This window comes from Daejeonella oryzae DSM 19973 (assembly GCF_000422945.1).
Taxonomy (GTDB): domain Bacteria; phylum Bacteroidota; class Bacteroidia; order Sphingobacteriales; family Sphingobacteriaceae; genus Daejeonella; species Daejeonella oryzae.
The window spans coordinates 1,509,768-1,529,743 of record NZ_AUHA01000002.1; the positions used below are offsets into that span (position 1 = coordinate 1,509,768).

17 protein-coding genes are annotated in these 19,976 nt (G+C 39.4%); 12 read left to right on the forward strand and 5 right to left on the reverse strand.

The window, feature by feature from the left end; genetic code table 11:
- Nucleotides 1-59: 59 nt before the first annotated feature.
- The 3 genes from G521_RS0107060 to G521_RS0107070 are packed head-to-tail and all read left to right on the forward strand — an operon-like array spanning nucleotide 60 to nucleotide 4,461.
- Nucleotides 60-1,739 carry a peptidase domain-containing ABC transporter gene (locus G521_RS0107060; RefSeq protein WP_026897914.1) on the forward strand — a complete coding sequence of 560 codons (1,680 nt, stop codon included), beginning with the start codon at nucleotides 60-62 and terminating at the stop codon, nucleotides 1,737-1,739.
- 2 nt (nucleotides 1,740-1,741) lie between these two features.
- Nucleotides 1,742-3,055: an HlyD family secretion protein gene (locus G521_RS16700; RefSeq protein WP_051189549.1), complete on the forward strand. Its 1,314-nt coding sequence runs from the start codon at nucleotides 1,742-1,744 to the stop codon at nucleotides 3,053-3,055.
- A complete protein-coding gene (locus G521_RS0107070) occupies nucleotides 3,052-4,461 on the forward strand; it encodes a TolC family protein (RefSeq protein WP_026897915.1) in 1,410 nt (469 codons plus the stop codon). The genes G521_RS16700 and G521_RS0107070 overlap by 4 nt, the downstream gene beginning before the upstream one ends.
- Before the next feature lie 352 nt (nucleotides 4,462-4,813).
- On the opposite strand, the gene G521_RS0107075 is transcribed toward G521_RS0107070, so the two are convergent.
- The gene (locus G521_RS0107075; protein WP_026897916.1) at nucleotides 4,814-6,355 is read right to left on the reverse strand and encodes an acyl-CoA carboxylase subunit beta; all 1,542 of its coding nucleotides are present in this window, start codon (nucleotides 6,353-6,355) and stop codon (nucleotides 4,814-4,816) included.
- A gap of 272 nt (nucleotides 6,356-6,627) precedes the next feature.
- Here G521_RS0107075 and G521_RS16705 point away from each other — a divergent pair, with 272 nt between their 5' ends.
- The 3 genes from G521_RS16705 (at nucleotide 6,628) to can (ending at nucleotide 9,386) form a co-directional block, all read left to right on the forward strand.
- Nucleotides 6,628-6,978: a hypothetical protein gene (locus G521_RS16705; RefSeq protein ID WP_155975695.1), complete on the forward strand. Its 351-nt coding sequence runs from the start codon at nucleotides 6,628-6,630 to the stop codon at nucleotides 6,976-6,978.
- 87 nt (nucleotides 6,979-7,065) lie between these two features.
- Nucleotides 7,066-8,673, forward strand: coding sequence for a SulP family inorganic anion transporter (locus G521_RS0107090; protein WP_026897917.1), 1,608 nt, complete (start codon nucleotides 7,066-7,068; stop codon nucleotides 8,671-8,673).
- Nucleotides 8,674-8,714: 41 nt separating this feature from the next.
- Nucleotides 8,715-9,386, forward strand: coding sequence for a carbonate dehydratase (gene can, locus G521_RS0107095; RefSeq protein ID WP_026897918.1), 672 nt, complete (start codon nucleotides 8,715-8,717; stop codon nucleotides 9,384-9,386).
- Between the two features lie 68 nt (nucleotides 9,387-9,454).
- Here the strand turns inward: can and pruA are convergent, their stop codons facing one another.
- Complete coding sequence (gene pruA, locus G521_RS0107100) at nucleotides 9,455-11,089, reverse strand: L-glutamate gamma-semialdehyde dehydrogenase (RefSeq protein WP_026897919.1); 1,635 nt, start codon at nucleotides 11,087-11,089, stop codon at nucleotides 9,455-9,457.
- Between the two features lie 250 nt (nucleotides 11,090-11,339).
- Here pruA and G521_RS0107105 point away from each other — a divergent pair, with 250 nt between their 5' ends.
- Nucleotides 11,340-11,900 carry a cytochrome c family protein gene (locus G521_RS0107105; RefSeq protein WP_026897920.1) on the forward strand — a complete coding sequence of 187 codons (561 nt, stop codon included), beginning with the start codon at nucleotides 11,340-11,342 and terminating at the stop codon, nucleotides 11,898-11,900.
- Nucleotides 11,901-12,005: 105 nt separating this feature from the next.
- Here G521_RS0107105 and G521_RS0107110 read toward each other — a convergent pair whose 3' ends face one another.
- A complete protein-coding gene (locus G521_RS0107110; protein WP_026897921.1) occupies nucleotides 12,006-12,332 on the reverse strand; it encodes a DMT family transporter in 327 nt (108 codons plus the stop codon).
- A 188-nt stretch (nucleotides 12,333-12,520) separates the two neighbouring features.
- Nucleotides 12,521-13,432, reverse strand: coding sequence for a serine hydrolase (locus G521_RS0107115; protein ID WP_026897922.1), 912 nt, complete (start codon nucleotides 13,430-13,432; stop codon nucleotides 12,521-12,523).
- 84 nt (nucleotides 13,433-13,516) lie between these two features.
- Here G521_RS0107115 and lpxK point away from each other — a divergent pair, with 84 nt between their 5' ends.
- Genes lpxK through G521_RS0107130 form a run of 3 tightly spaced genes read left to right on the forward strand, consistent with a single transcriptional unit; the run spans nucleotide 13,517 to nucleotide 17,341 of the window.
- Nucleotides 13,517-14,596: a tetraacyldisaccharide 4'-kinase gene (gene lpxK, locus G521_RS0107120; RefSeq protein ID WP_026897923.1), complete on the forward strand. Its 1,080-nt coding sequence runs from the start codon at nucleotides 13,517-13,519 to the stop codon at nucleotides 14,594-14,596.
- Nucleotides 14,553-15,371, forward strand: a complete 819-nt coding sequence (locus G521_RS0107125; RefSeq protein ID WP_026897924.1) for a purine-nucleoside phosphorylase — start codon at nucleotides 14,553-14,555, stop codon at nucleotides 15,369-15,371. Before lpxK ends, G521_RS0107125 begins: the two co-directional genes overlap by 44 nt.
- Nucleotides 15,368-17,341 carry a putative porin gene (locus G521_RS0107130; protein WP_026897925.1) on the forward strand — a complete coding sequence of 658 codons (1,974 nt, stop codon included), beginning with the start codon at nucleotides 15,368-15,370 and terminating at the stop codon, nucleotides 17,339-17,341. The genes G521_RS0107125 and G521_RS0107130 overlap by 4 nt, the downstream gene beginning before the upstream one ends.
- Nucleotides 17,342-17,354: 13 nt before the next feature.
- Here G521_RS0107130 and G521_RS0107135 read toward each other — a convergent pair whose 3' ends face one another.
- A complete protein-coding gene (locus tag G521_RS0107135) occupies nucleotides 17,355-18,536 on the reverse strand; it encodes an asparagine synthetase B (RefSeq protein ID WP_220096054.1) in 1,182 nt (393 codons plus the stop codon).
- A gap of 198 nt (nucleotides 18,537-18,734) precedes the next feature.
- Here G521_RS0107135 and G521_RS0107140 point away from each other — a divergent pair, with 198 nt between their 5' ends.
- Together G521_RS0107140 and G521_RS0107145 are read left to right on the forward strand one after the other, a co-directional pair.
- A complete protein-coding gene (locus G521_RS0107140; RefSeq protein WP_026897927.1) occupies nucleotides 18,735-19,172 on the forward strand; it encodes a peptidylprolyl isomerase in 438 nt (145 codons plus the stop codon).
- A gap of 80 nt (nucleotides 19,173-19,252) precedes the next feature.
- Nucleotides 19,253-19,774: a DUF5606 family protein gene (locus G521_RS0107145; RefSeq protein WP_026897928.1), complete on the forward strand. Its 522-nt coding sequence runs from the start codon at nucleotides 19,253-19,255 to the stop codon at nucleotides 19,772-19,774.
- Nucleotides 19,775-19,976: the final 202 nt, after the last annotated feature.

Sequence of the window (19,976 nt, forward strand, 5' to 3'; positions counted from 1 at the left end):
CCTGATTATCCCAATTAGGGCCGGGCAGATAAATTAGCACCATTAAATAAAATCGATCAATGCCAACAACTGCAAGCCCTCTTTCGCGGATCCTTAACCTGTTAGAACTGGAGCGAAATGAAATAACTGCTGTATACTTATATGCCATACTAGGCGGGCTGATACAGCTTTCGCTCCCTTTAGGCGTGCAGGCCATCATTGGTTTTGTGCTTGGTGCCACCATGAGGGCTACATTAGTTGTATTAATAGCACTCGTGGTTATAGGTGTACTTGTTGCGGGTATTATGCAGGTTAATCAGATGAAACTGATCGAAAAAATCCAACAGAAACTTTTTGTTCGTTACTCTTTTGCCTTCGCTAAACATATCCCAAAGATAGATCTGAAGAAAACAGACGCTATTTATCTGCCCGAATTGGTAAACCGGTTTTTTGATATCCCCGTGCTGCAAAAAAGTTTGGCGAAAATACTGCTGGACATACCTACAGCCAGTATTCAAATATTATTTGGATTGATACTACTATCTTTTTATCACCCTGCATTTATCCTTTTTGGATTGATTCTTATTATTTTGCTTTGGCTGATACTTCGCTACACAGGTAAACACGGCTTGTCTACCAGCATTGCCGAAAGTAGTTATAAGTACAAAGTAGCCGCCTGGCTGGAAGAAACCGCAAGAGTAGTAAAATCTATTAAACTGGTAAAAAGTAATAATTTTCACCTGCATAAAACCGATGGACATGTAAGCGATTACCTGGACGCCCGCAATCGGCATTTTAAAATATTGCTGTTTCAGTACCATGTGCTGGTAGTTTTTAAAACGATAATTACCGCGTCGATGCTGATAGTAGGCACCATATTGCTCGTCAATCAGCAGTTAAATATCGGCCAGTTTATTGCCGCTGAAATCATCATCCTGCTTGTGCTCAATTCCGTAGAAAAACTCATTATGAACCTGGATAGTGTGTATGATACGCTGACATCGGTTGAGAAAATATCCAACCTGACCGATATGCCGGTAGAAGAAAGTGGTTCTGCCAAATTACCCGGCAATGGCAATGGGTTAAAAGTGGAAATGAAAAACGTGGGCTTTGGTTACAATAATGAGAAAGAAATATTAAATAATATTTCGCTGCAAATAAATCCCGGAGAAAAAGTATGTATAAAAGGCAAAGACAGTTCCGGTAAATCAACATTGATACGGCTAATGGCCGGTGCCTACACAGAATTTAAAGGCTCTATTCTCTTAGATAATATACCTGTTGGAAATTATGATCTTGATTCAGTTCATTCGCAGATAGGGGTGCTAATCAATCATCAGGATATTTTCACCGGTACTCTTTGGGAAAACATCGCATTGGGTAGTTCAACTGCTACTATAGAATCAGTGAGTAATTATGCCGATAAGGTTGGGCTAAATGATTTTGTGGCCACACTGAAGAATGGTTACGAAACCATGCTTGATCCCACCGGTAACAGGCTGCCAAGAAACGTGGTACATAAAATTTTATTGGTGAGAGCCCTTGCCGGAAACCCTCGTTTATTATTGCTGGAAGAACCCTGGATGCACTTCGAAAATGGGTTCCGAACGCAAATTATTCAACTGCTCAACGAAATTAAGAACACAACGCTGGTAGTGGTAAGCAATGATGAAGAGTTTGCAAAGCAATCCGACAAGGTTTTAATTATGGAAAAGGGAACCATCACTACTCTGGTAAATACCAAGTCATCCAACCAATAACCATGAACGATATTTCAATTAAATCAAACACCCGTATTTACCAGTATGATAAAAATAGTAAGGTAAAGACATGGTTCTTTATCTGTGTATTGATTTTTGTTATTTTCTTATTCTTGCCATGGACACAGAATATCCGGGCTACCGGAACGGTGACCACCCTGTTCCAGGATCAGCGTCCACAACAGGTGAATACCATTATCGGCGGCCAGGTAGCCAAATGGCATATTAAAGAAGGTGATTATGTGAAAACTGGCGATACATTAATTCAGCTAACAGAAATAAAGGTGGACTACCTTGACCCGAATTTGCTGAAGCGTACGCAGGAACAATTAGCCGGTAAACAGCAATCGGTTGATTATTATAAAAGCAAAGTAGATGTAGCCGACCAGCAAATAGGCGCCATAAATTCAGGGCTTCTGTTAAAATTAAACCAGTTAGAAAACAAGCTTAAACAGTTGCAATTGAAAGTGCAGGCGGACAGCGCAGAAGCGGCTTCTGCCAATAACGACTTCGTTATAAGTACTACGCAATACAATCGACAAAAGACTATGTACGATAGCGGCCTTGTGTCATTAACCCAATTGGAAATTCGTAATCAGCAATTCCAAAGTGCCCAGGCAAAAAAAATCAGTGCCGAAAATAAACTTGAAAACAGTAAGCAGGATTTAGTTATTACCCGGATAGAGATGAGTTCCCTGAAACAGGAAAACCTGGAAAAAGTGACCAAAGCGCAGGGCGAGCAATTTCAATCATTAACACAAATAGCCGGTGGCCAGGCTGATATTGCCAAACTTAAAAATCAATACGCAAGCTATAGTATCCGTAACGGCCAGTATTTTATACTGGCTTCTCAAAGCGGGCAAATTATAAAAGCGCAAAAAGCCGGTATTGGTGAATTTGTAAAAGATGGTGATATGATTGCCGAAATAGTGCCCGACAAAATTCAATATGCTGTCGAAATGTTTGTACGGCCGCTTGATTTACCCTTGCTTGCAAAAGGACAAAAAGTTCGTTTTCTCTTTGACGGATTTCCGGCCATTGTATTTAGCGGATGGCCCAAAGCCTCTTCGGGCACCTTTGGCGGCGAAATTGTAGCGGTAGAAAGCAACATGAGCGTAAATGGCAAATACAGAGTTTTAGTGCAGGAAGATGCGAACGATAGCCCATGGCCAAAAGAACTGAGAATTGGTGTAGGGGCGCAAGCTATTACTTTACTAATGGATGTGCCGGTTTGGTACGAGTTATGGCGGAATATTAATGGCTTTCCACCAGACTATTATACAAAAGAGGATGTGAAATCAAAAGGGAAAAAATGAATGCTGTAAAATTTGCTTCCTTTCTTATTATACTATTATTGGCTTTCTCGGCGAAGGCACAGGATAGCTTAAAAACTTTGTCGGCAGGCCAGGTAATGGAGATTGTTAAACAGTTTCATCCGATGGCAAAGCAGGCAGACATCTTTGTAGATAAAGCGAAAGCAGATGTGACTAGTGCAAGAGGCCTGTTTGATCCGGTTCTTAAGAATGAAATGGCGGAGAAAACATTTGATGGTACAAATTACTATTCCTACAACAGACCTGAACTTATTATACCCACCTGGTTTGGTATGGAAGTTTCGGCAGGTTTAGAAAATTTATCCGGGAGTCGCACTCCGCCTGAAGAAACGCAAGGAAAAACAAGTTATGTGGGCATCAGTATACCTTTGGCAAAAAATTTACTGATAGACAAAAGAAGAGCAGTTTTGCAAACAGCAAAAATTTTAGAGGATGCTTCAGCTGTTGAGAAAAGAACCATACTCAACACCCTGTTGTTGGATGCGATGAACAGTTATTGGAATTGGGCGAAGCAATACCAAATATATAACATATTAACCGATGCCGTAAAAGTTAACGAGAAAAGAGTCGGGTTTACAAAAACGGCTTTTAGGTTGGGCGATAGACCGGCTATTGATACGACAGAAGCGCTCGCACAATTGCAGAATTTTGAATTGCTGAAAAGTCAGGCCTTGCTTGATTTTCAGAATGCTGGCCTGGAACTCTCCCTTTTTATGTGGACTGGAAATGCACAGCCCTACACCTTGACATTAGATATTGTTCCGGCAGATGACATACAACTTAAAAATATTGCGGCAGCGCAGCTTCCGGAATTAAATAATTTACTGCAGGACGCCCTAGAGAATCACCCAGACTTACTCATTTATAATTATAAGCTGGATGTATTAAGCGTGGAGAAGAGGCTAAAATTTCAGGACTTGTTACCTACTGTAAATTTCAGATACAATCAGTTAGGGAAGGGTTATGATGTACCCCAAATCGGTCCGTTCTTTGAAAATAATTATCAGTACGGGTTATCGTTGGCCATTCCGCTCCGCTTGTCACAGGGAAGGGGTGAATACCGGAAAGCAAAATTGAAAATTACAGAAACGCAATTACAGCAGAGAGAAAAACAATGGCAGGTGGAAAACAAGGTAAAAAGTTATTTTAACGAATTGATGGCGTTGAAAAGCCAGGTGGCCTTGCAGGAAAAAGCTTTGAAAAATTACCAGTTGTTACAGCGGGGAGAAGAAATCCGGTTTCAGGCAGGAGAAAGTTCTTTATTTCTCATTAATTCCCGCGAAAACAAAACATTGGAAGCCCTGCAGAAGCTACAAGATCTGAAAGTGAAATATTATAAAACAGAAAATAGCCTGCAGTGGGCTGCAGGTAGGCTGATACCATACTAACTATAAACATTTAGATTTTAAAGCCATAAAATGTGTCCGAATTGTGATGAAACATAGGTAGTAACGAAAAGACAAGGTTTATAGATTGTTTACTATCCTAAATGCCTAGGTACTCGGTTGGATAAGGGATACCTGGATAAGATAATTGAGAAGTCGGCCTCAGTAGATTTACCCCAGCAATCAAACCAGGGGCATGACCCTCAGTCGGTTATGCTTTAAGCAAAGACTTTACTCTCACGATCCAATAAGAGGAACACTCCGACATCATAAAAAATTGCCCAAAATAGGGTGAGGCTTAATTTTTTTTTAAGGAAATCGCATTTCCGAACAATTATTCTTTTAGCTCAAGGATTTACAAAGGAATATTCCCGTGTTTTTTCCTTGGATTGTTAACCACTTTATTCTCCAGCATTTTGAATGCCTTAATCAGTTTTTTCCGGGTTTCGGCAGGCTCAATAACTTCGTCTATAAATCCCCGTTCTGCAGCACGATACGGATTAGCGAAAATATCAGAATATTCTTTTTCCTTTTCAAGCCATTTGGCGTTAGAATCATCTGCTGTAGAAATCTCTTTTTTGAAGATAATTTCTGCCGCACCTTTAGCTCCCATCACGGCAATTTCGGCTGTGGGCCAGGCGTAATTCATATCTGCTCCAATATGCTTGGAGTTCATAACATCGTATGCTCCGCCATATGCTTTACGGGTAATTACAGTAATCCGCGGAACGGTTGCTTCGCAAAAAGCGTAAAGCAATTTGGCTCCGTTGGTTATAATGGCATTCCATTCCTGATCTGTGCCAGGTAAAAACCCGGGTACATCCTCAAATACCAGCAAAGGAATGTTAAAGCTATCGCAAAAGCGGACAAAACGGGCGGCTTTGGTAGATGAATGAATGTCAAGAACGCCGGCTAAATAAATCGGTTGGTTGGCAACAATGCCTATACTTCGGCCTGCAAGCCGGGCAAAACCAACAACAATGTTTTCTGCAAAATCTTTATGAACTTCTAAAAATGAATCCTGATCAATTACCTCCTGAATTACCTCACGAATATCATAAGGCTGAGAATTATTTTCGGGCATAATTTCATTCAGATTCGGACGAAGTTCATCGCTTATCTCGTAATGAAAAGCCGGAGTTTGTTCTTCGCAATTCTGAGGCATATAGCTTAATAATTGCTTCACATGATTGATAGCTTCAATTTCATTGCTGCAGGCAAAATGAGTAACTCCTGATTTGGTAGCATGAGTGGATGCACCACCCAATTCTTCTGAAGTTACTTCCTCATGCGTTACGGTTTTAACCACGTTGGGCCCGGTAACAAACATGTAAGAGGTATTTTCTACCATCAATACAAAATCAGTAATAGCGGGTGAATACACGGCTCCGCCGGCACAGGGACCCATAATAGCTGAAATCTGAGGAACCACTCCCGATGCCATTGTGTTGCGATAAAAAATATCTGCGTAACCGCCTAATGAAACTACTCCTTCCTGAATTCGGGCTCCGCCCGAATCGTTTAAACCAATAACCGGAGCGCCATTTTTCATAGCCAAATCCATTATTTTACAGATCTTTTCTGCATGAGTTTCAGAAAGAGAACCTCCAAAAACAGTAAAGTCCTGGGAAAAAACATATACTAATCTTCCGCTGACGGTTCCGTATCCGGTAACCACGCCATCGCCGGAATACCGTTCCTTTTCCATTCCGAAATCAGTTGAGCGATGTGTTACCAGCATCCCGATTTCTTCGAAAGAACCCTCATCCAATAGAAAATGAAGGCGTTCACGTGCTGTTAACTTGCCCTTTTTATGCTGGCTTGCAATGCGAATTTCTCCGCCGCCTAATAAAGCTTGGTCTTGTTTTTGTTGAAGTGATTCGATCTTTTTATTCACAATTTAGGATTTAAGAGGCGGTTTAGAGGCCGGGCGGTAAAAATACAAAAACTCCACTTAAAAAGGATTCCAATACAAGAATTGAATTTTCGGGCTGTAATTTTTTTGAATTGTTTGAAATCATGAATTATCACAATAAATTATTTTATTAGTCTAGTAAACCGCATGATTTTTACTAGATAAGGCTTAATTCTCCGGCTATGTAATTGTTTTTTTTTGGTAAAAAAAGCCATTTAGTAAAAATTGGAGAGATTTTTGGATAGTTTTGCGCATTGAAAAATAATCTGCATAATACAAATATGGGAATGGCGCATTTCAAAAAGGCGTTCAGCATAATATTTTTAGGTATCTTCTTTGTGAAGATGCTTTTAGCTGTTATGCCCCTGTTTGCTCATCATATTGATAAAAAATCAGTATACGCAGTTATCATGCAATTAGAGATTGAACAAACCAGCGGCAAAGAAGCAAAGGAAACCCTTAAAGGTGACTGGTATGAAAAGTTTTGCAGCCAGGTCTTTTTTCAGTCGCATGAAAATGTAATTAAAACAAGCTTCATCATTCTGGATGATGAAGCCGTTCAGGCATTCTATCCCAGCGTGGCTACCCCACCGCCAAACTTTTAATAAATTTTCTTAGCCTGATCTTTCCGGATAATTTTTTATCCCGGTAAGGATAATTATGAATTTTTATTAACACTTAAAAAAATTACTATGAAAGTTGATCAGAGTATCGGATCAGCATTGAATATTAAAAAATATTTTTTGCCCAAAAATTTAAAAAAGGATTTCCCTTCCAGTATTGTTGTATTTCTGGTTGCCTTACCCTTATGTTTAGGTATCGCTCTGGCATCAGGCGCACCTTTATTCTCCGGTATTTTAACCGGTATTATTGGTGGAATTGTAGTTTCCTCAATTAGCGGATCTCAATTAAGCGTAAGCGGACCGGCAGCAGGATTAACCGTAATTGTATTTAGTGCAATTGCTTCGCTTGGATCTTATCAAACATTTTTACTGGCCGTGGTTTTAGCGGGGATAATTCAAATTATTTTGGGAATAGCCAAAGCCGGAATCATTGCAAATTATTTCCCCTCTTCTGTAATAGAAGGTATGCTGGCGGCTATTGGTATTATTTTAATTTTGAAACAGCTTCCGCATGCTTTAGGATTTGATTCTGATTTTGAAGGAGATGAGAGTTTTTTCCAGCTCAATCAGGAGAATACTTTTTCAGCTATAATGCGGGCTTTTAATGAGATAAGTCTTGGAGCAGTAATTATCAGTTTGCTTTCTCTGGCCCTGATGATATATTGGCCACGGTTTAAGAAGCTAAGTGCCATTCCGGCTCCGTTATTAGTAGTAATTTCAGGAGTTTTACTATCTATCCTGTTTCAAAATACAGGTCTGGCCTTAAGAGCTGATCAAATGGTTGTTATTCCGGTGGTGAATTCATTCAATGAATTTAAAGATCTCTTTTCAATGGCCGATTTTTCTCAGATAGGCAATAAAGAAGTTTGGACAGTTGCATTTACCATCGCAATTGTTGCTAGTATTGAAACTTTATTGAGTATTGAAGCGGTTGATAAAATTGATCCCATCAAACGGATTACACCAACAAATCGCGAATTGGTAGCCCAGGGTATTGGTAACATAACCAGTGGTATGCTGGGTGGCCTGCCTATGACTTCGGTAATTGTCAGATCATCAGTAAATGTCAATTCGGGAGCCCGTACAAAAATGAGTTCGATTTATCATGGTGCATGGTTACTGCTGTCTTTGTTATTTATTCCCATGTTATTGAATAAAATTCCACTTGCTTGTCTTGCCGCCATTTTATTAATTACTGGTTATAAGCTTGCAAAAGTTGCTCTTTTTAAGAAAATGTGGCGTGATGGTAAAGATCAGTTTGTGCCATTTTTGGTAACGGTTTTAGCTGTAGTATTTACAGATTTACTTAAGGGTGTAGCAATAGGAATGCTTGTAGGTGTATTTTACATTTTGAGAACTAACTTACGCAATCCTTATTTTTATAAGATTGAAAAAAATGGAGGTAAGAAAGTCATTCGTATACAATTGGCGCAGGAAGTATCCTTTTTAAATAAAGCTGCCATTCAATATACATTAACACATTTACCAAAAGAATCTGATGTTATTATTGATGGTACAGATTCAATGTTTATTGATAAAGATGTGCTCGAGATCATTCATAATTATAAACACAATGCGTACACAAAGGCAATTATCGTAAATCTGGTCAATATTAAAGATCATTACGATGTGCCGCCTTTGAATGAATTAATTTATAAACCCACAAATAATAGTTAATTATGAATGTTGGAAATAATAATAAAGATATAGTTGAAGATATGGACAATACGGTTAAACAAGGGCAAAAGCGGGGATATGAAGAATTGCTTCAGGGTAACCGCGATTGGGTACAAAGAGAGCTGAATGAGGATCCGGATTATTTTACCAAACTGGCAAGCGGTCAGGAACCAGATGTATTATGGATTGGATGTTCAGATAGCCGTGTGCCGGCCAATCAGGTAACCAATACCAAACCCGGTCAGGTATTCGTACATCGCAATATTGCCAACGTATGTGTTCATTCTGATATGAATATGTTAAGCGTATTGGATTATGCAGTTAACGTTTTAAAAGTAAAACATGTAATTGTTGCCGGTCATTACGGTTGCGGTGGTGTTGCTGCGGCGCTAAGCAATAAGCAATATGGTGTAATTGATAACTGGCTCAGACACATTAAAGACGTATATCGTTTGCATAGTAATGAACTTAACCGCATTTCGGATGAGAAAAAGAAGTTAAATCGTTTGGTTGAGTTAAACGCCATGGAGCAGGTTTACAATCTTTGTAAAACTACAATTGTGCAGAATGCCTGGCGTGAGCGGGCCGATCTGGAAATTCATGGTTGGGTTATCGATTTAGGTACCGGTTTGGTAAAAGACCTTGGCGTTACCGTTAAAAACAGCGATAATCTGGATAAGGTTTTTGCACTCGATAAGTCAGATATAAAGTAAACCAAGTTTATTATACTAAAAAGCGGGAATTCTGTCACCAGATTCCCGCTTTTTTTATTGATTTCAGATTATTCCTTATCTAAAAAAGGATAGCGATAATCAGTTGCAGGGTCAAAAGTTTCTTTAATTGCTCTTGGCGATACCCATCTTAATAAATTGATCATTGATCCGGCTTTATCATTTGTGCCCGATCCCCTGGCTCCGCCGAAAGGCTGTTGCCCAACAACTGCACCTGTACATTTATCATTAATGTAGAAATTTCCTGCAGCATTGCGCAGAGCATGTGTTGCTTTCTCCAAAATATATCTGTCCTGAGCTAAAACAGCACCGGTTAATGCATAAATCGAAGTCTGATCGATAATTTCCAGTGTTTTGTCGAAGTCAGCATCTTCATAAACAAACACAGTTAAAACCGGTCCGAATAACTCTTCGCACATCGTCACATATTTAGGATCCTGGCTTACAAGAATAGTTGGTTCAATAAAATATCCTTTTGATTTATCGTAATTTCCTCCGGCGATGATTTCAACCTCTTTATCTTTCTTGGCAGCATCAATATATTTCGAAAGTTTGTCGAATGATTTTTCATCTATAACGGCATTCACGAAATTCCCAAAATCTTCTGTCGGACCCATTTTTAATGTAGCCAGATCGCGGATTAATAATTCTTTAACCTGAGGCCAGATAGATTTTGCAATGTAAACTCTGGAAGCTGCAGAACATTTCTGTCCCTGATATTCGAAAGAACCACGTAAAATAGCTGTACTTGAGGCAGCTGCATCAGCAGAACCATGTACCAGAATAAAATCTTTGCCTCCGGTTTCACCAACAATCCGGGGATAGGTTTTGTATTTGTGGATATTGTTCCCGATAGTTTTCCAGATATTTTGAAAAACAGCAGTTGATCCGGTAAAGTGAATTCCTGCAAAATCTGCATGATTAAAGATCACATCACCTGCATCCGGTCCGGATACATACACCAGGTTAATCACACCGTCAGGTAATCCCGCTTCACGGAAAATTTCCATCAATACATTGGCAGAATAAATCTGAGTATTGGAAGGTTTCCATACAATCACATTGCCCATCATGGCTGCCGACGTAGGTAAATTCCCGGCAATAGCCGTAAAATTAAAGGGAGTAAGGGCAAAAACAAATCCTTCAAGCGGACGCTGTTCCACACGGTTCCAGGTTCCTCTTGGCGAAACCGGAGGTTGCTGCTGGTAAATATCTGTCATGTATTTTACGTTGAAACGTAAAAAGTCAATAAGTTCGCAGGCGGCATCAATTTCTGCCTGGAACGCGTTTTTTGACTGCCCCAGCATGGTTGCAGCATTTAACTTATAGCGGTAAGGCCCGGCAATTAAATCTGCTGCTTTTAAAAATATGGCTGCACGATGTTCCCAAGCCAGGTTTTCCCAGTTGGATTTAGCTGCCAGGGCAGCCTTAATGGCATCCTCAACATGGCTTTTGTCGCCTTGTGAGTAATGTCCCAGAATGTGCTGATGATCATGCGGCGGGCGCATAGCAATTTTAATATCTGTACGAACTTCTTTTCCATTAATATACATGGGTACGTCCAGTTCTTTTGAACGGGCCTCAGAAATAGCATCTTTCAATAAGGCTCGCTCTTTGGTTCCCGGAGCATAGCTTAAAATAGTTTCGTTTACCGGAGTAGGTACGTTATAAAATCCTTTTAGCATAGTTTGGTTTTTTGTTGGGCAAAGATAAGATTTTTGAAAAGGATACAATTCTAAATTATGGAAATGAAAAAAGATGCCTTTAGGCTGGATGAGGCCATGATTTTATTTATATGAGAAATAGATTTTAAACGGATAGTTAGGGTTGTATTATATTATTAAACTCCCATTCAATTTGATTAAATTAGTTTATAACAAAATGACCTGCAGAAGTTTATATAATTAGGAATTAACCACTATTAAATATATTCTTATGAAAACAGTAATCAAATCAGTTATGCCTGGCTTTATAATGCTGGGTATATTTTTATCGAGTCCGGCTCAGGCTCAGGATGCAAAGAATAAGGCTCAGGATAAAGTGAAGAACACGGATTCTGCAATGCAGGACCTTCCATATTCTGCAACTTATTCCTCTAAATTTGAAATGGGAGATCCGGCTAAAGCACAGTTGATTTTACATTTATGGAAAGACTGGGACGACAATGCACTTGAGCGCCACTCCAATTTATTTGCAGATACGGTTACGATGAATTTATCTGATGGGAGTGTGATCAAAGGGAAAGATCAGAATTTAAGCGCTGCTAAAGAATATCGAAGTACTCTGCTGAGTGCCAAAAGTACGGTTAATGCTTATATGAGCCTTCGAAGTGTAGATAAAAACGAAAACTGGGTTGCTATTTGGGGTGTTGAAGAAGATACACATAAAGACGGCAAGAAAACCATGAGCACGTTACACGAAATCTGGAAATTCAACAAGGACGGCAAAATTGACTGGATGAGACAGTTTCATGGGAAATTGCCTGATGCTCAATAACAAAGAAATCCGCGAAAGCGGATTTCTTTTGGATAGTAATCTGAATAATTTATAGGATTAAATTTCTGAAGAAAGGGTACTGATTTTATTTATTGATTTCTAACATCAATTTGATACGGCTTTTAATCCAATTACAGATCCGATAAGTGTTATGATAAAGAAAATTCGCCAGAAACTTGCAGGGTCTTTAAATACAAAAATGCCCATTAGCACTGTTCCAACGGCCCCAATGCCTGTCCAAACAGCATAAGCGGTTCCAATTGGTAAAGTTTGAGTAGCCTTGATTAACAAAATCATGCTAATGGTTAAAGAAACAAGAAACCCGAAATACCACCAGTAAGCTTCGGTACCACTGGTTTCTTTTGCCTTGCCCAGGCAAGAGGCAAATGCTACCTCAAATAATCCGGCAATAATTAAAATAATCCAGTTCATAGTTTGTATATCGAAAGATATTGGGTTAAGGCTGCTAAATTAATTAAAAATGTTCATCAGAAAATCAGGATGATAATTAGCAATTTGATCTACCAAACAATGGGAGCATCTTATAATTATTCTACAGATCAATATTTTTTAAGAAAGAATAAGCTCACGAACAAATGCGTATTGCACGTTTCAGAAAATTATCTGCCGTATTGTTCTATTCCCTCAGCAGGTTTCCAGTCAGATCCGGGTTCAAAATAGTTCCACAATAAAGCTGATAAATTACGGATTAGTGTATAACCTTCATTGTTTGCCTGCCATGACTGGTCCTTTTGGTTTTTCGTGGCAACGCAAAAAACATAATCGCCATGAGGCGCATTGACTAACACTACTTCCGACCGGGATTCATTTACGGCGCCCTGTTTTGAAGCTGCCTGGATATAGGGAGGAATTTGAGATAAAGCTACCTGGTCAAAATAAATGCGGATCATGTTACGGTACATCCGTTCGCTTGCCGCCGGCGAAATTGCTTTTCCCTGCCTGATTTTTACTAGCAATCCGGCCATTTCCCTTGGAGTTGTTTGTCCCCAGCCATATAATGCCCGGTCTTTTTCACGCCCTTCGGTACGGGAATTTATCCGGGTTTGTGTAAATCCATTGGTTTGAAGCCATTGATTTATATACTTACCGCCGGTCAGTTTCTGCAGCCAAAGGCTGGCCGTATTGTCACTTGTAGTAATGCTCAGCATTTGAACTTTGCTTAACGCAATCTTTTCTCCGTCTTTAAAAGAACCCAGAATATCTTCTCCGGCATACAGCAAACTATCTTTGTAAATTAATTCCTGCTGATAGCTCAGTTCACCTTTTTCTATCTTGTCAAATACAGCGCACATAATAGGAACCTTGATCATGCTGGCTGTTGGGAAAATAGTATCGGCATTGTAAACTGCAATTTTGCCGGTTTTTAAATTCTGAACAAAAATGCCCGTTTCACCATTAAATCCCTGGGTTAGTTCTTGCAGTTTTTGGCTGAGTTTTTTGTCTATCTTGTTTTGAGAAAATGAAGTTCCGGAAAGTAAAACCAGCAGGCAGATCAGTATAAATTTATTCATCTCCCAAAGTATAAAATTGATAAGGATTGTTCAACAGCTTTCTCAATTAAATCAAAAATGTATTTTTACCTCCAAACAGATTAAATGAAGTTATTGCGCCTTCTTTTGTTTCCTTTTTCACTGTTCTACGGTCTATGCGTTATTTTACGCAATCTGGGATATGATCTTGCAATTTTCCGTTCCCGGAAATTTAAGATCCCGGTAATCAGTGTGGGTAACCTGGCTGTAGGCGGGGCAGGTAAAAGTCCGATGACAGAATATCTGGTTGCCCTGCTAAAGCAGGATTTCAGGATCGCGATATTAAGCCGCGGTTACGGACGTAAAACAAAGGGTTTTTTTAAGGTAAACACGGCATCTCTTGCCGACGATGTGGGCGATGAACCTCTTCAGTTTAAGCAGAAATTTCCCGAGTTAACGGTAGCTGTTTGTGAAGACCGCGTAGAGGGAATTAAAGAATTAAATAAAGCGCATGAACTTATTATACTGGACGATGCTTTCCAGCACCGGGCAGTAAGACCGGGGTTCAGCATTCTTTTGTTTGATTATAATTCAGTAAGCCATTTCCAATGGCTGCTGCCAAGCGGAAATTTAAGAGAGCCTTTATATGGCCGAAAAAGGGCAAACCTGATTATAATTACCAAAACTTCCCCGGATTTACCGGATGAAGCCCGGCGGAAAATGATTAAAAGAATAGCTCCTTTTCCGCATCAAAAAATTTTTTTCTCCTATCTGGAGTATGGCAAATTGCAGTCATTTCTATACGCGGATAAAGAAATGGATCTGGAAATTATACAGCCCCAAACTCATATTCTTTTGCTAACCGGAATTGCTAATCCGCTTCCGCTCATAAATGAGCTGAAAAAGTACAGTCAGAATATTGTACAGCATAACTACCCCGATCATCATCGCTTCAGCAAAGAAAATATTCTTAAACTTGTAGCAGATTTTAAAAGCCTTCCGGGAACTGATAAATTGATTATTAGCACTGAAAAAGATGTGCAAAGGCTTAAAACGGCTTCCATAATAAAACTTATACAGGATCTGCCGGTTTACTACCTTCCGGTAAAAGCCGAGATCCATCAGCCGGATAAAGCTGAATTTAATGATTTGATAAAAAAATATGTTACAGAACACGCAGCTAACCACAGAATACATAAAACGTAAAATAGGAGATTTTGAACCCGAGATCGGGATTATTTTGGGAACAGGTTTAGGAGGACTGGTTAATGATATAGAAGTGGAGCATAAACTGATGTACTCCAACATTCCGAATTTTCCCATTTCAACTCTCGAGTTTCATTCTGGCAAACTTATTTTCGGAACGCTCAGCGGTAAAAAGGTGGTGGCCATGCAGGGCCGGTTACATTATTACGAAGGATATGACATGAAGCAGATCACCTTCCCCGTTAGGGTGATGAAAATGCTGGGCATTAAAAAATTATTTGTATCAAATGCCAGCGGCTCTTTAAATCCGGATTTCAGAAAAGGTGATCTGATGATTATTGAAGATCATATTAATATGCAGCCGGATAATCCGCTTCGCGGACGTAATCATGATGATGAAGGTCCTCGTTTTCCGGATATGAGTGAACCCTATAACCGCGAAATGATAAATGCGGGATTAGAGATCGCACACAAACATACTATAACCTGCCATAAAGGTGTTTATATTTCTGTAAGTGGCCCAAATCTCGAAACAAAAGCCGAATATCGGTTTCTGAGAACTATCGGAGGCGATGCCGTTGGCATGAGCACGGTTCCTGAGGTAATTGTTGCCAACCATATGGGACTTCCGGTATTTGCAATTTCGGTGATTACCGATGAAGGTTTTCCGGATACGCTTAAACCGGTGAGCCTTGAAGAAATTATACAAACCGCTACAGCAGCAGAACCCGGAATGACCCGGATTTTGAAAGATTTGATCACTCATTTTAAATGAAGAATATTTCCAGGTTAATTTTATTCCTTTTCCTCGCTGTTGCATCTATTAAAAGTTTCGCCCAGGAGCCTGTTTCAGAACTTGATTCATTGCGAAAAATGGAAGAATCGGATGAAGATTCGGTAGTGGTTACTGCTAAATACATCAGGTACACCAATTTGCAATTGTTAAAAAACGGAACCCGTACCAATCAGATTGATACTACACTTCTGAATTTTCAAAACTATAGCCCGCTTTATCAGCCCGAAAAGCCAACCATCGGCTTAGGTAGTCTGGGCATTTCCTATCGCGATTTGCTGTTTAATCCTTCCAAATCGATCGGCTTTAATGCCGGATTTCATTCTCTGGACAGATATATGCTCAGGGCAGAAGACATAAAATATTACAGGGCACGATCTCCCTATACCGAACTTTATTATGTAAACGGCAGCCTGCAGGAACAGGTTTTTAAAGTTACCCATACGCAGAATGTTAATTCGAACTTCAATTTCGGGGCAAATTATAATCGCATCGGATCGGAGGGATTTTATATTAACCAAAAGGCCGATCATTTAAATGCTGCATTGTTTGCCTGGTATGAATCGCCAAGCAGGCGGTATAATTTATGGAGCAATGTTGTTTTTAATACGTTAAAAGCAGGTGAAAATGGATCGACAATTAATGACAGTATTTTTTTTAGAAATAACCAATCGCTGCGTAAAGATGCAGAAGTGGTTCGTTTGAGTGCAACGGGTGTTAGCCGTCCGAAGCAAACCTGGCGTGAACAGAGTTTGTTTTTGAAACAATCTTACAATATAGGTCGCATTGATTCTTTAAATGCAAATACTGATTCCATGCAGATTCTGCCCACACAAAGGCTTTCGCATACGCTGAAATACAGCAGAAACAGATATAATTTCTTTAAAAATGAACGGGATGTGTTAGGTGCATTTCCCTCCATTCCACTGATTGATTCGGTACTCACCAGCGACTCCACCAGGCTTACCAACCTGCATAACGAATTTATGTATAGCTTTTACCTTAGAGGTAAAACAATTGGTTTTTTAAAGAATGAAGTGAAACTCGATTTGGGAATTCAGCACGATCTCTATCAGTATGAACAGAACGATTATAAATTAAATACGTTTCAGAACGTAGCTCTGCAGGCAGGTGTAGGTTACCGTTTTAGTGATCGGGTGGATATTGAAGGTAATTTTTTGCAGATAGCTTCCGGAAGAAATGCAGGCGACTTTCTGTATGAAGCCAAAACAAATTTCCTGTTAAGTAAATCTATTGGACGCATTGTACTGGGAGCTTATTCCCAAAATAAATCCCCGGAAGAAATCTTTGAACGTTTAAATTATACCTACCATCAATGGGATCAAACGTTTGATCGCACAAAAATTAATAATTTTTCATTTTTGTACGAAAATCAGAAAGGGCGATTATCTGCTAAAGCAGAGTATTTTTTGCTCAATAATTATCTCTATTTCGAGGAAAGCAGCCCCTCCCAACAAATCAGGCCGGTACAGCTTGGCGCTGCTATTAATCTCTTAAAGGTAAGTCTCCGTAAAGATTTCAAGTTCGGTAAATTTAATCTGGATAATTTTGTGGTCTATCAGAAAAGTGATTTTCAGGATATTTTAAGAACTCCGGAGATCTATACTTACAACAGTTTTTATTATTCCAATCGCCTGTTCAAAGTTTTATACACGCATTTGGGTTTCGATGTACGCTATAACACTCGGTTTAAAGCTCCCGCTTACGCGATAAATGCCGGTCAGTTTTATAATTACAATAATCCTGTAGAATATTTAACCAATCCCGTGGTAGATGTGTGGATCAAAGCAACTCTCAAGAGAACAAATCTGTTTTTAAAATATGATTACGCTAATCAGAACCTGTTTTCAAAAGGATATTATACCGTGAGCCAATATCCCATGCAGGATGCCCTGTTAAAATTTGGGCTGAGCTGGAAATTTTATAATTAAGATTTTGGCGCATTCAGGTCTTTTGCTTTTTCTTCTTTGCTGCCGGGAATAATACATTATTCAGGATGAGGCGGTAGCCCGGAGAATTGGGATATAAACTTAAATCTGTAGGCGGATCGCCTACGGCATGCTGATAATCTTCCGGATCATGACCGCCGTAAAAGGTCCACTGTCCCTTGCCGAACTGCCCGTGAATGTATCGGGCTTCGTTAGCTGTTTTCGTTTCTCCCATGATCAACACTTCGGGTTTAATCAGCTCTTTTTTGAAAGCGGTGGTTTGTCCCATAAAGCCTTTTACCACCTTATCATGATTTTGAGTTAGCATGGTGGGCACAATATCCCATTTTGCAGAAAAATCAAATAAAGTAAAAAAGTCATGAGTAGGATCTACAACGCGGGTGGGGGTAGCATCAATATTAGAGAATTCGTATTTGTTTGGGTTCATATCCAGAATGAAATTCTGAAAGGCGAAAGCTTTGGAATAATTGAGTTTTGACTGAGCAGAGGGATCAGCTCCATCACCATCAAACATACTCTCGGCAATATCCAGTCCATCAGCAGCCAGTGCAATATCAATTGTTTCCGGACCAGAACACATAGCGAACATAAATCCACCGCCGGCACAAAATTTTTGAATGTTTCGTGCTACTTCCAGTTTCATTTCCGATACTTTTTTAAAACCGTTTCTACGGGCGGTTTCCTGCTGTAATTTTACATCCTGAATATACCAGCTGGCATTTTTAAAAGCATTCCAGAAACGGCCAAACTGACCCGTAAAATCTTCATGGTGCAAATGCAGCCAGTCGTATTTAGGCAATTCGCCTTTTAAAACTTCCTCATCGTACAAAATATCGTATGGGATTTCGGCGTAGCTCAATACAAGAGTCACGGCATCATCCCAGGGAAGTTTATTTTTTGGGGAGTAGACAGCAATTTTTGGCGCTTTTTCTAATTTCACCAGATCCATATTTACAGATGGGTCTGAAACTTCATTCAGTATCAGGTTCACCTTTGCATCAGAGATCACCTCGTAAGAAACACCCCTTATCTTGCATTCGTTTTCTAGAGGCTGGGCATATTTTATTAAAAAGCTACCGCCGCGATAATTGAGTAACCACTCCGCTTCCAGTCCGCTTTTTAATGTCCAGAAAGTAATGCCATACGCCTTTAAATGATTTTTCTGTTCCTCATCCATCGGAATAAGAATGGAAGCTGCCCGGCATAAAACCGTACAAATCATCAGCAAAAGGGTTAACCGCCATTTTAGCATCATAATTCTTATATAAACGTAACCGATGAAAATTTCATTTAATCAATTCCTAAATATAGTTTTTATAAGAATTATTTCAATTGACCGAAATAATTAACTTTGCTGATTACCATAAAGATAAAAATGAGCAAAGCAATTATAAAAACAGAGAAAGGTGACATGACCGTAAATTTTTACGATAAGGATGCACCCAATACAGTGGCTAACTTTTTAAAACTGGCAAAAGAAGGATTTTACAACGGTGTTACTTTTCATCGTGTGATTCCTGATTTCGTAATTCAGGGTGGCGATCCAACCGGAACAGGTGCAGGTGGCCCCGCTTATAAGATTAAATGTGAGCTTGATGGCGAGAATCAATACCATGACCGCGGAGTACTTTCAATGGCACATGCAGGGCGTGATACAGGCGGTTCGCAGTTCTTTGTTTGCCACAGCCGTACAAATACAGCACATTTAGACCGCAACCATACTTGTTTTGGTAAGGTGGTTGAAAATGTAGATGTAGTGGATGATATTCGTCAGGGCGATAAAATACTTAGTATAGAAATTATTGAAGAATAGATTGGAGAACTTGATATGAGATTGCTAACCCTGGTTTCCAATCTCATATCTCAAATCTCTATCTCAAAATCTAAAAACATATGAATTTAAGAGGACTTGTTTCCGTATCCGGTAAACCGGGATTATTCAAACTGATCGGTCAGAACAAATCAGGATTTATCCTGGAAAGTCTGGATGAGCTGAAGAATAAAATTGTAGTGAATATTTCTACCGCAAAAATGGCTTCATTAGAAGATATTACTGTTTTTGGTGAGGATGAAGATTTGAAATTGAGCGATATTTTTGAAAATATGAATTCCGAAATGGAAGTTCCTGATGCGAAAACGGCAGATGGTGCAGCTTTGAGGAAGTATTTTTTACATGTTGCACCCAATCATGATACCGACCGTGTTTATGCTTCGGATATGAAGAAGATTATAACCTGGTATAACACGATTAAAGTACTTCCATTATTTTCAGAAGAGGCTCCTGAGCCAATTACTGAAGGCAGTCCGGCTGCTGAATTAACAGCAACCAAAAAGCAGGATCATGTTACTGAAAAACCAAAAGCTACTAAAGCTGCAGGTAAAAGTACCACCCGTTTGTCCCAGAAATCTAAATAGCATTTGCCGGGTTGAGTGCAGTTTATTTATCTGTTTCGTTTGGGTTTCAGATTTATAAACTCTTCTCAGCCCGGTTTTTATTTCAGTAAATTCTATTTTAGAAAAAATAGATAATTGCGGCTCCAATAGCCAGCGCTAACAAAATTAAAATCCAGAAGCGCTTTTGTTCTTTTCCCGGGTTTATGCCCTTGTACCTGTAATT

Coding starts and splice junctions, on each gene's coding strand:
- pruA (WP_026897919.1), bottom strand. CDS start 11,089: ATGCTAAAAGGATTTTATAACGTACCTACTCCGGTAAACGAAACTATT.
- G521_RS0107110 (WP_026897921.1), bottom strand. CDS start 12,332: ATGAACTGGATTATTTTAATTATTGCCGGATTATTTGAGGTAGCATTT.
- G521_RS0107070 (WP_026897915.1), top strand. CDS start 3,052: ATGAATGCTGTAAAATTTGCTTCCTTTCTTATTATACTATTATTGGCT.
- G521_RS0107145 (WP_026897928.1), top strand. CDS start 19,253: ATGAATTTAAGAGGACTTGTTTCCGTATCCGGTAAACCGGGATTATTC.
- G521_RS0107090 (WP_026897917.1), top strand. CDS start 7,066: ATGAAAGTTGATCAGAGTATCGGATCAGCATTGAATATTAAAAAATAT.
- G521_RS0107135 (WP_220096054.1), bottom strand. CDS start 18,536: ATGGATGAGGAACAGAAAAATCATTTAAAGGCGTATGGCATTACTTTC.
- lpxK (WP_026897923.1), top strand. CDS start 13,517: ATGAAGTTATTGCGCCTTCTTTTGTTTCCTTTTTCACTGTTCTACGGT.
- G521_RS16700 (WP_051189549.1), top strand. CDS start 1,742: ATGAACGATATTTCAATTAAATCAAACACCCGTATTTACCAGTATGAT.
- G521_RS0107115 (WP_026897922.1), bottom strand. CDS start 13,432: ATGAATAAATTTATACTGATCTGCCTGCTGGTTTTACTTTCCGGAACT.
- G521_RS0107060 (WP_026897914.1), top strand. CDS start 60: ATGCCAACAACTGCAAGCCCTCTTTCGCGGATCCTTAACCTGTTAGAA.
- G521_RS0107130 (WP_026897925.1), top strand. CDS start 15,368: ATGAAGAATATTTCCAGGTTAATTTTATTCCTTTTCCTCGCTGTTGCA.
- G521_RS0107105 (WP_026897920.1), top strand. CDS start 11,340: ATGAAAACAGTAATCAAATCAGTTATGCCTGGCTTTATAATGCTGGGT.
- G521_RS0107140 (WP_026897927.1), top strand. CDS start 18,735: ATGAGCAAAGCAATTATAAAAACAGAGAAAGGTGACATGACCGTAAAT.
- G521_RS0107125 (WP_026897924.1), top strand. CDS start 14,553: ATGTTACAGAACACGCAGCTAACCACAGAATACATAAAACGTAAAATA.
- can (WP_026897918.1), top strand. CDS start 8,715: ATGGACAATACGGTTAAACAAGGGCAAAAGCGGGGATATGAAGAATTG.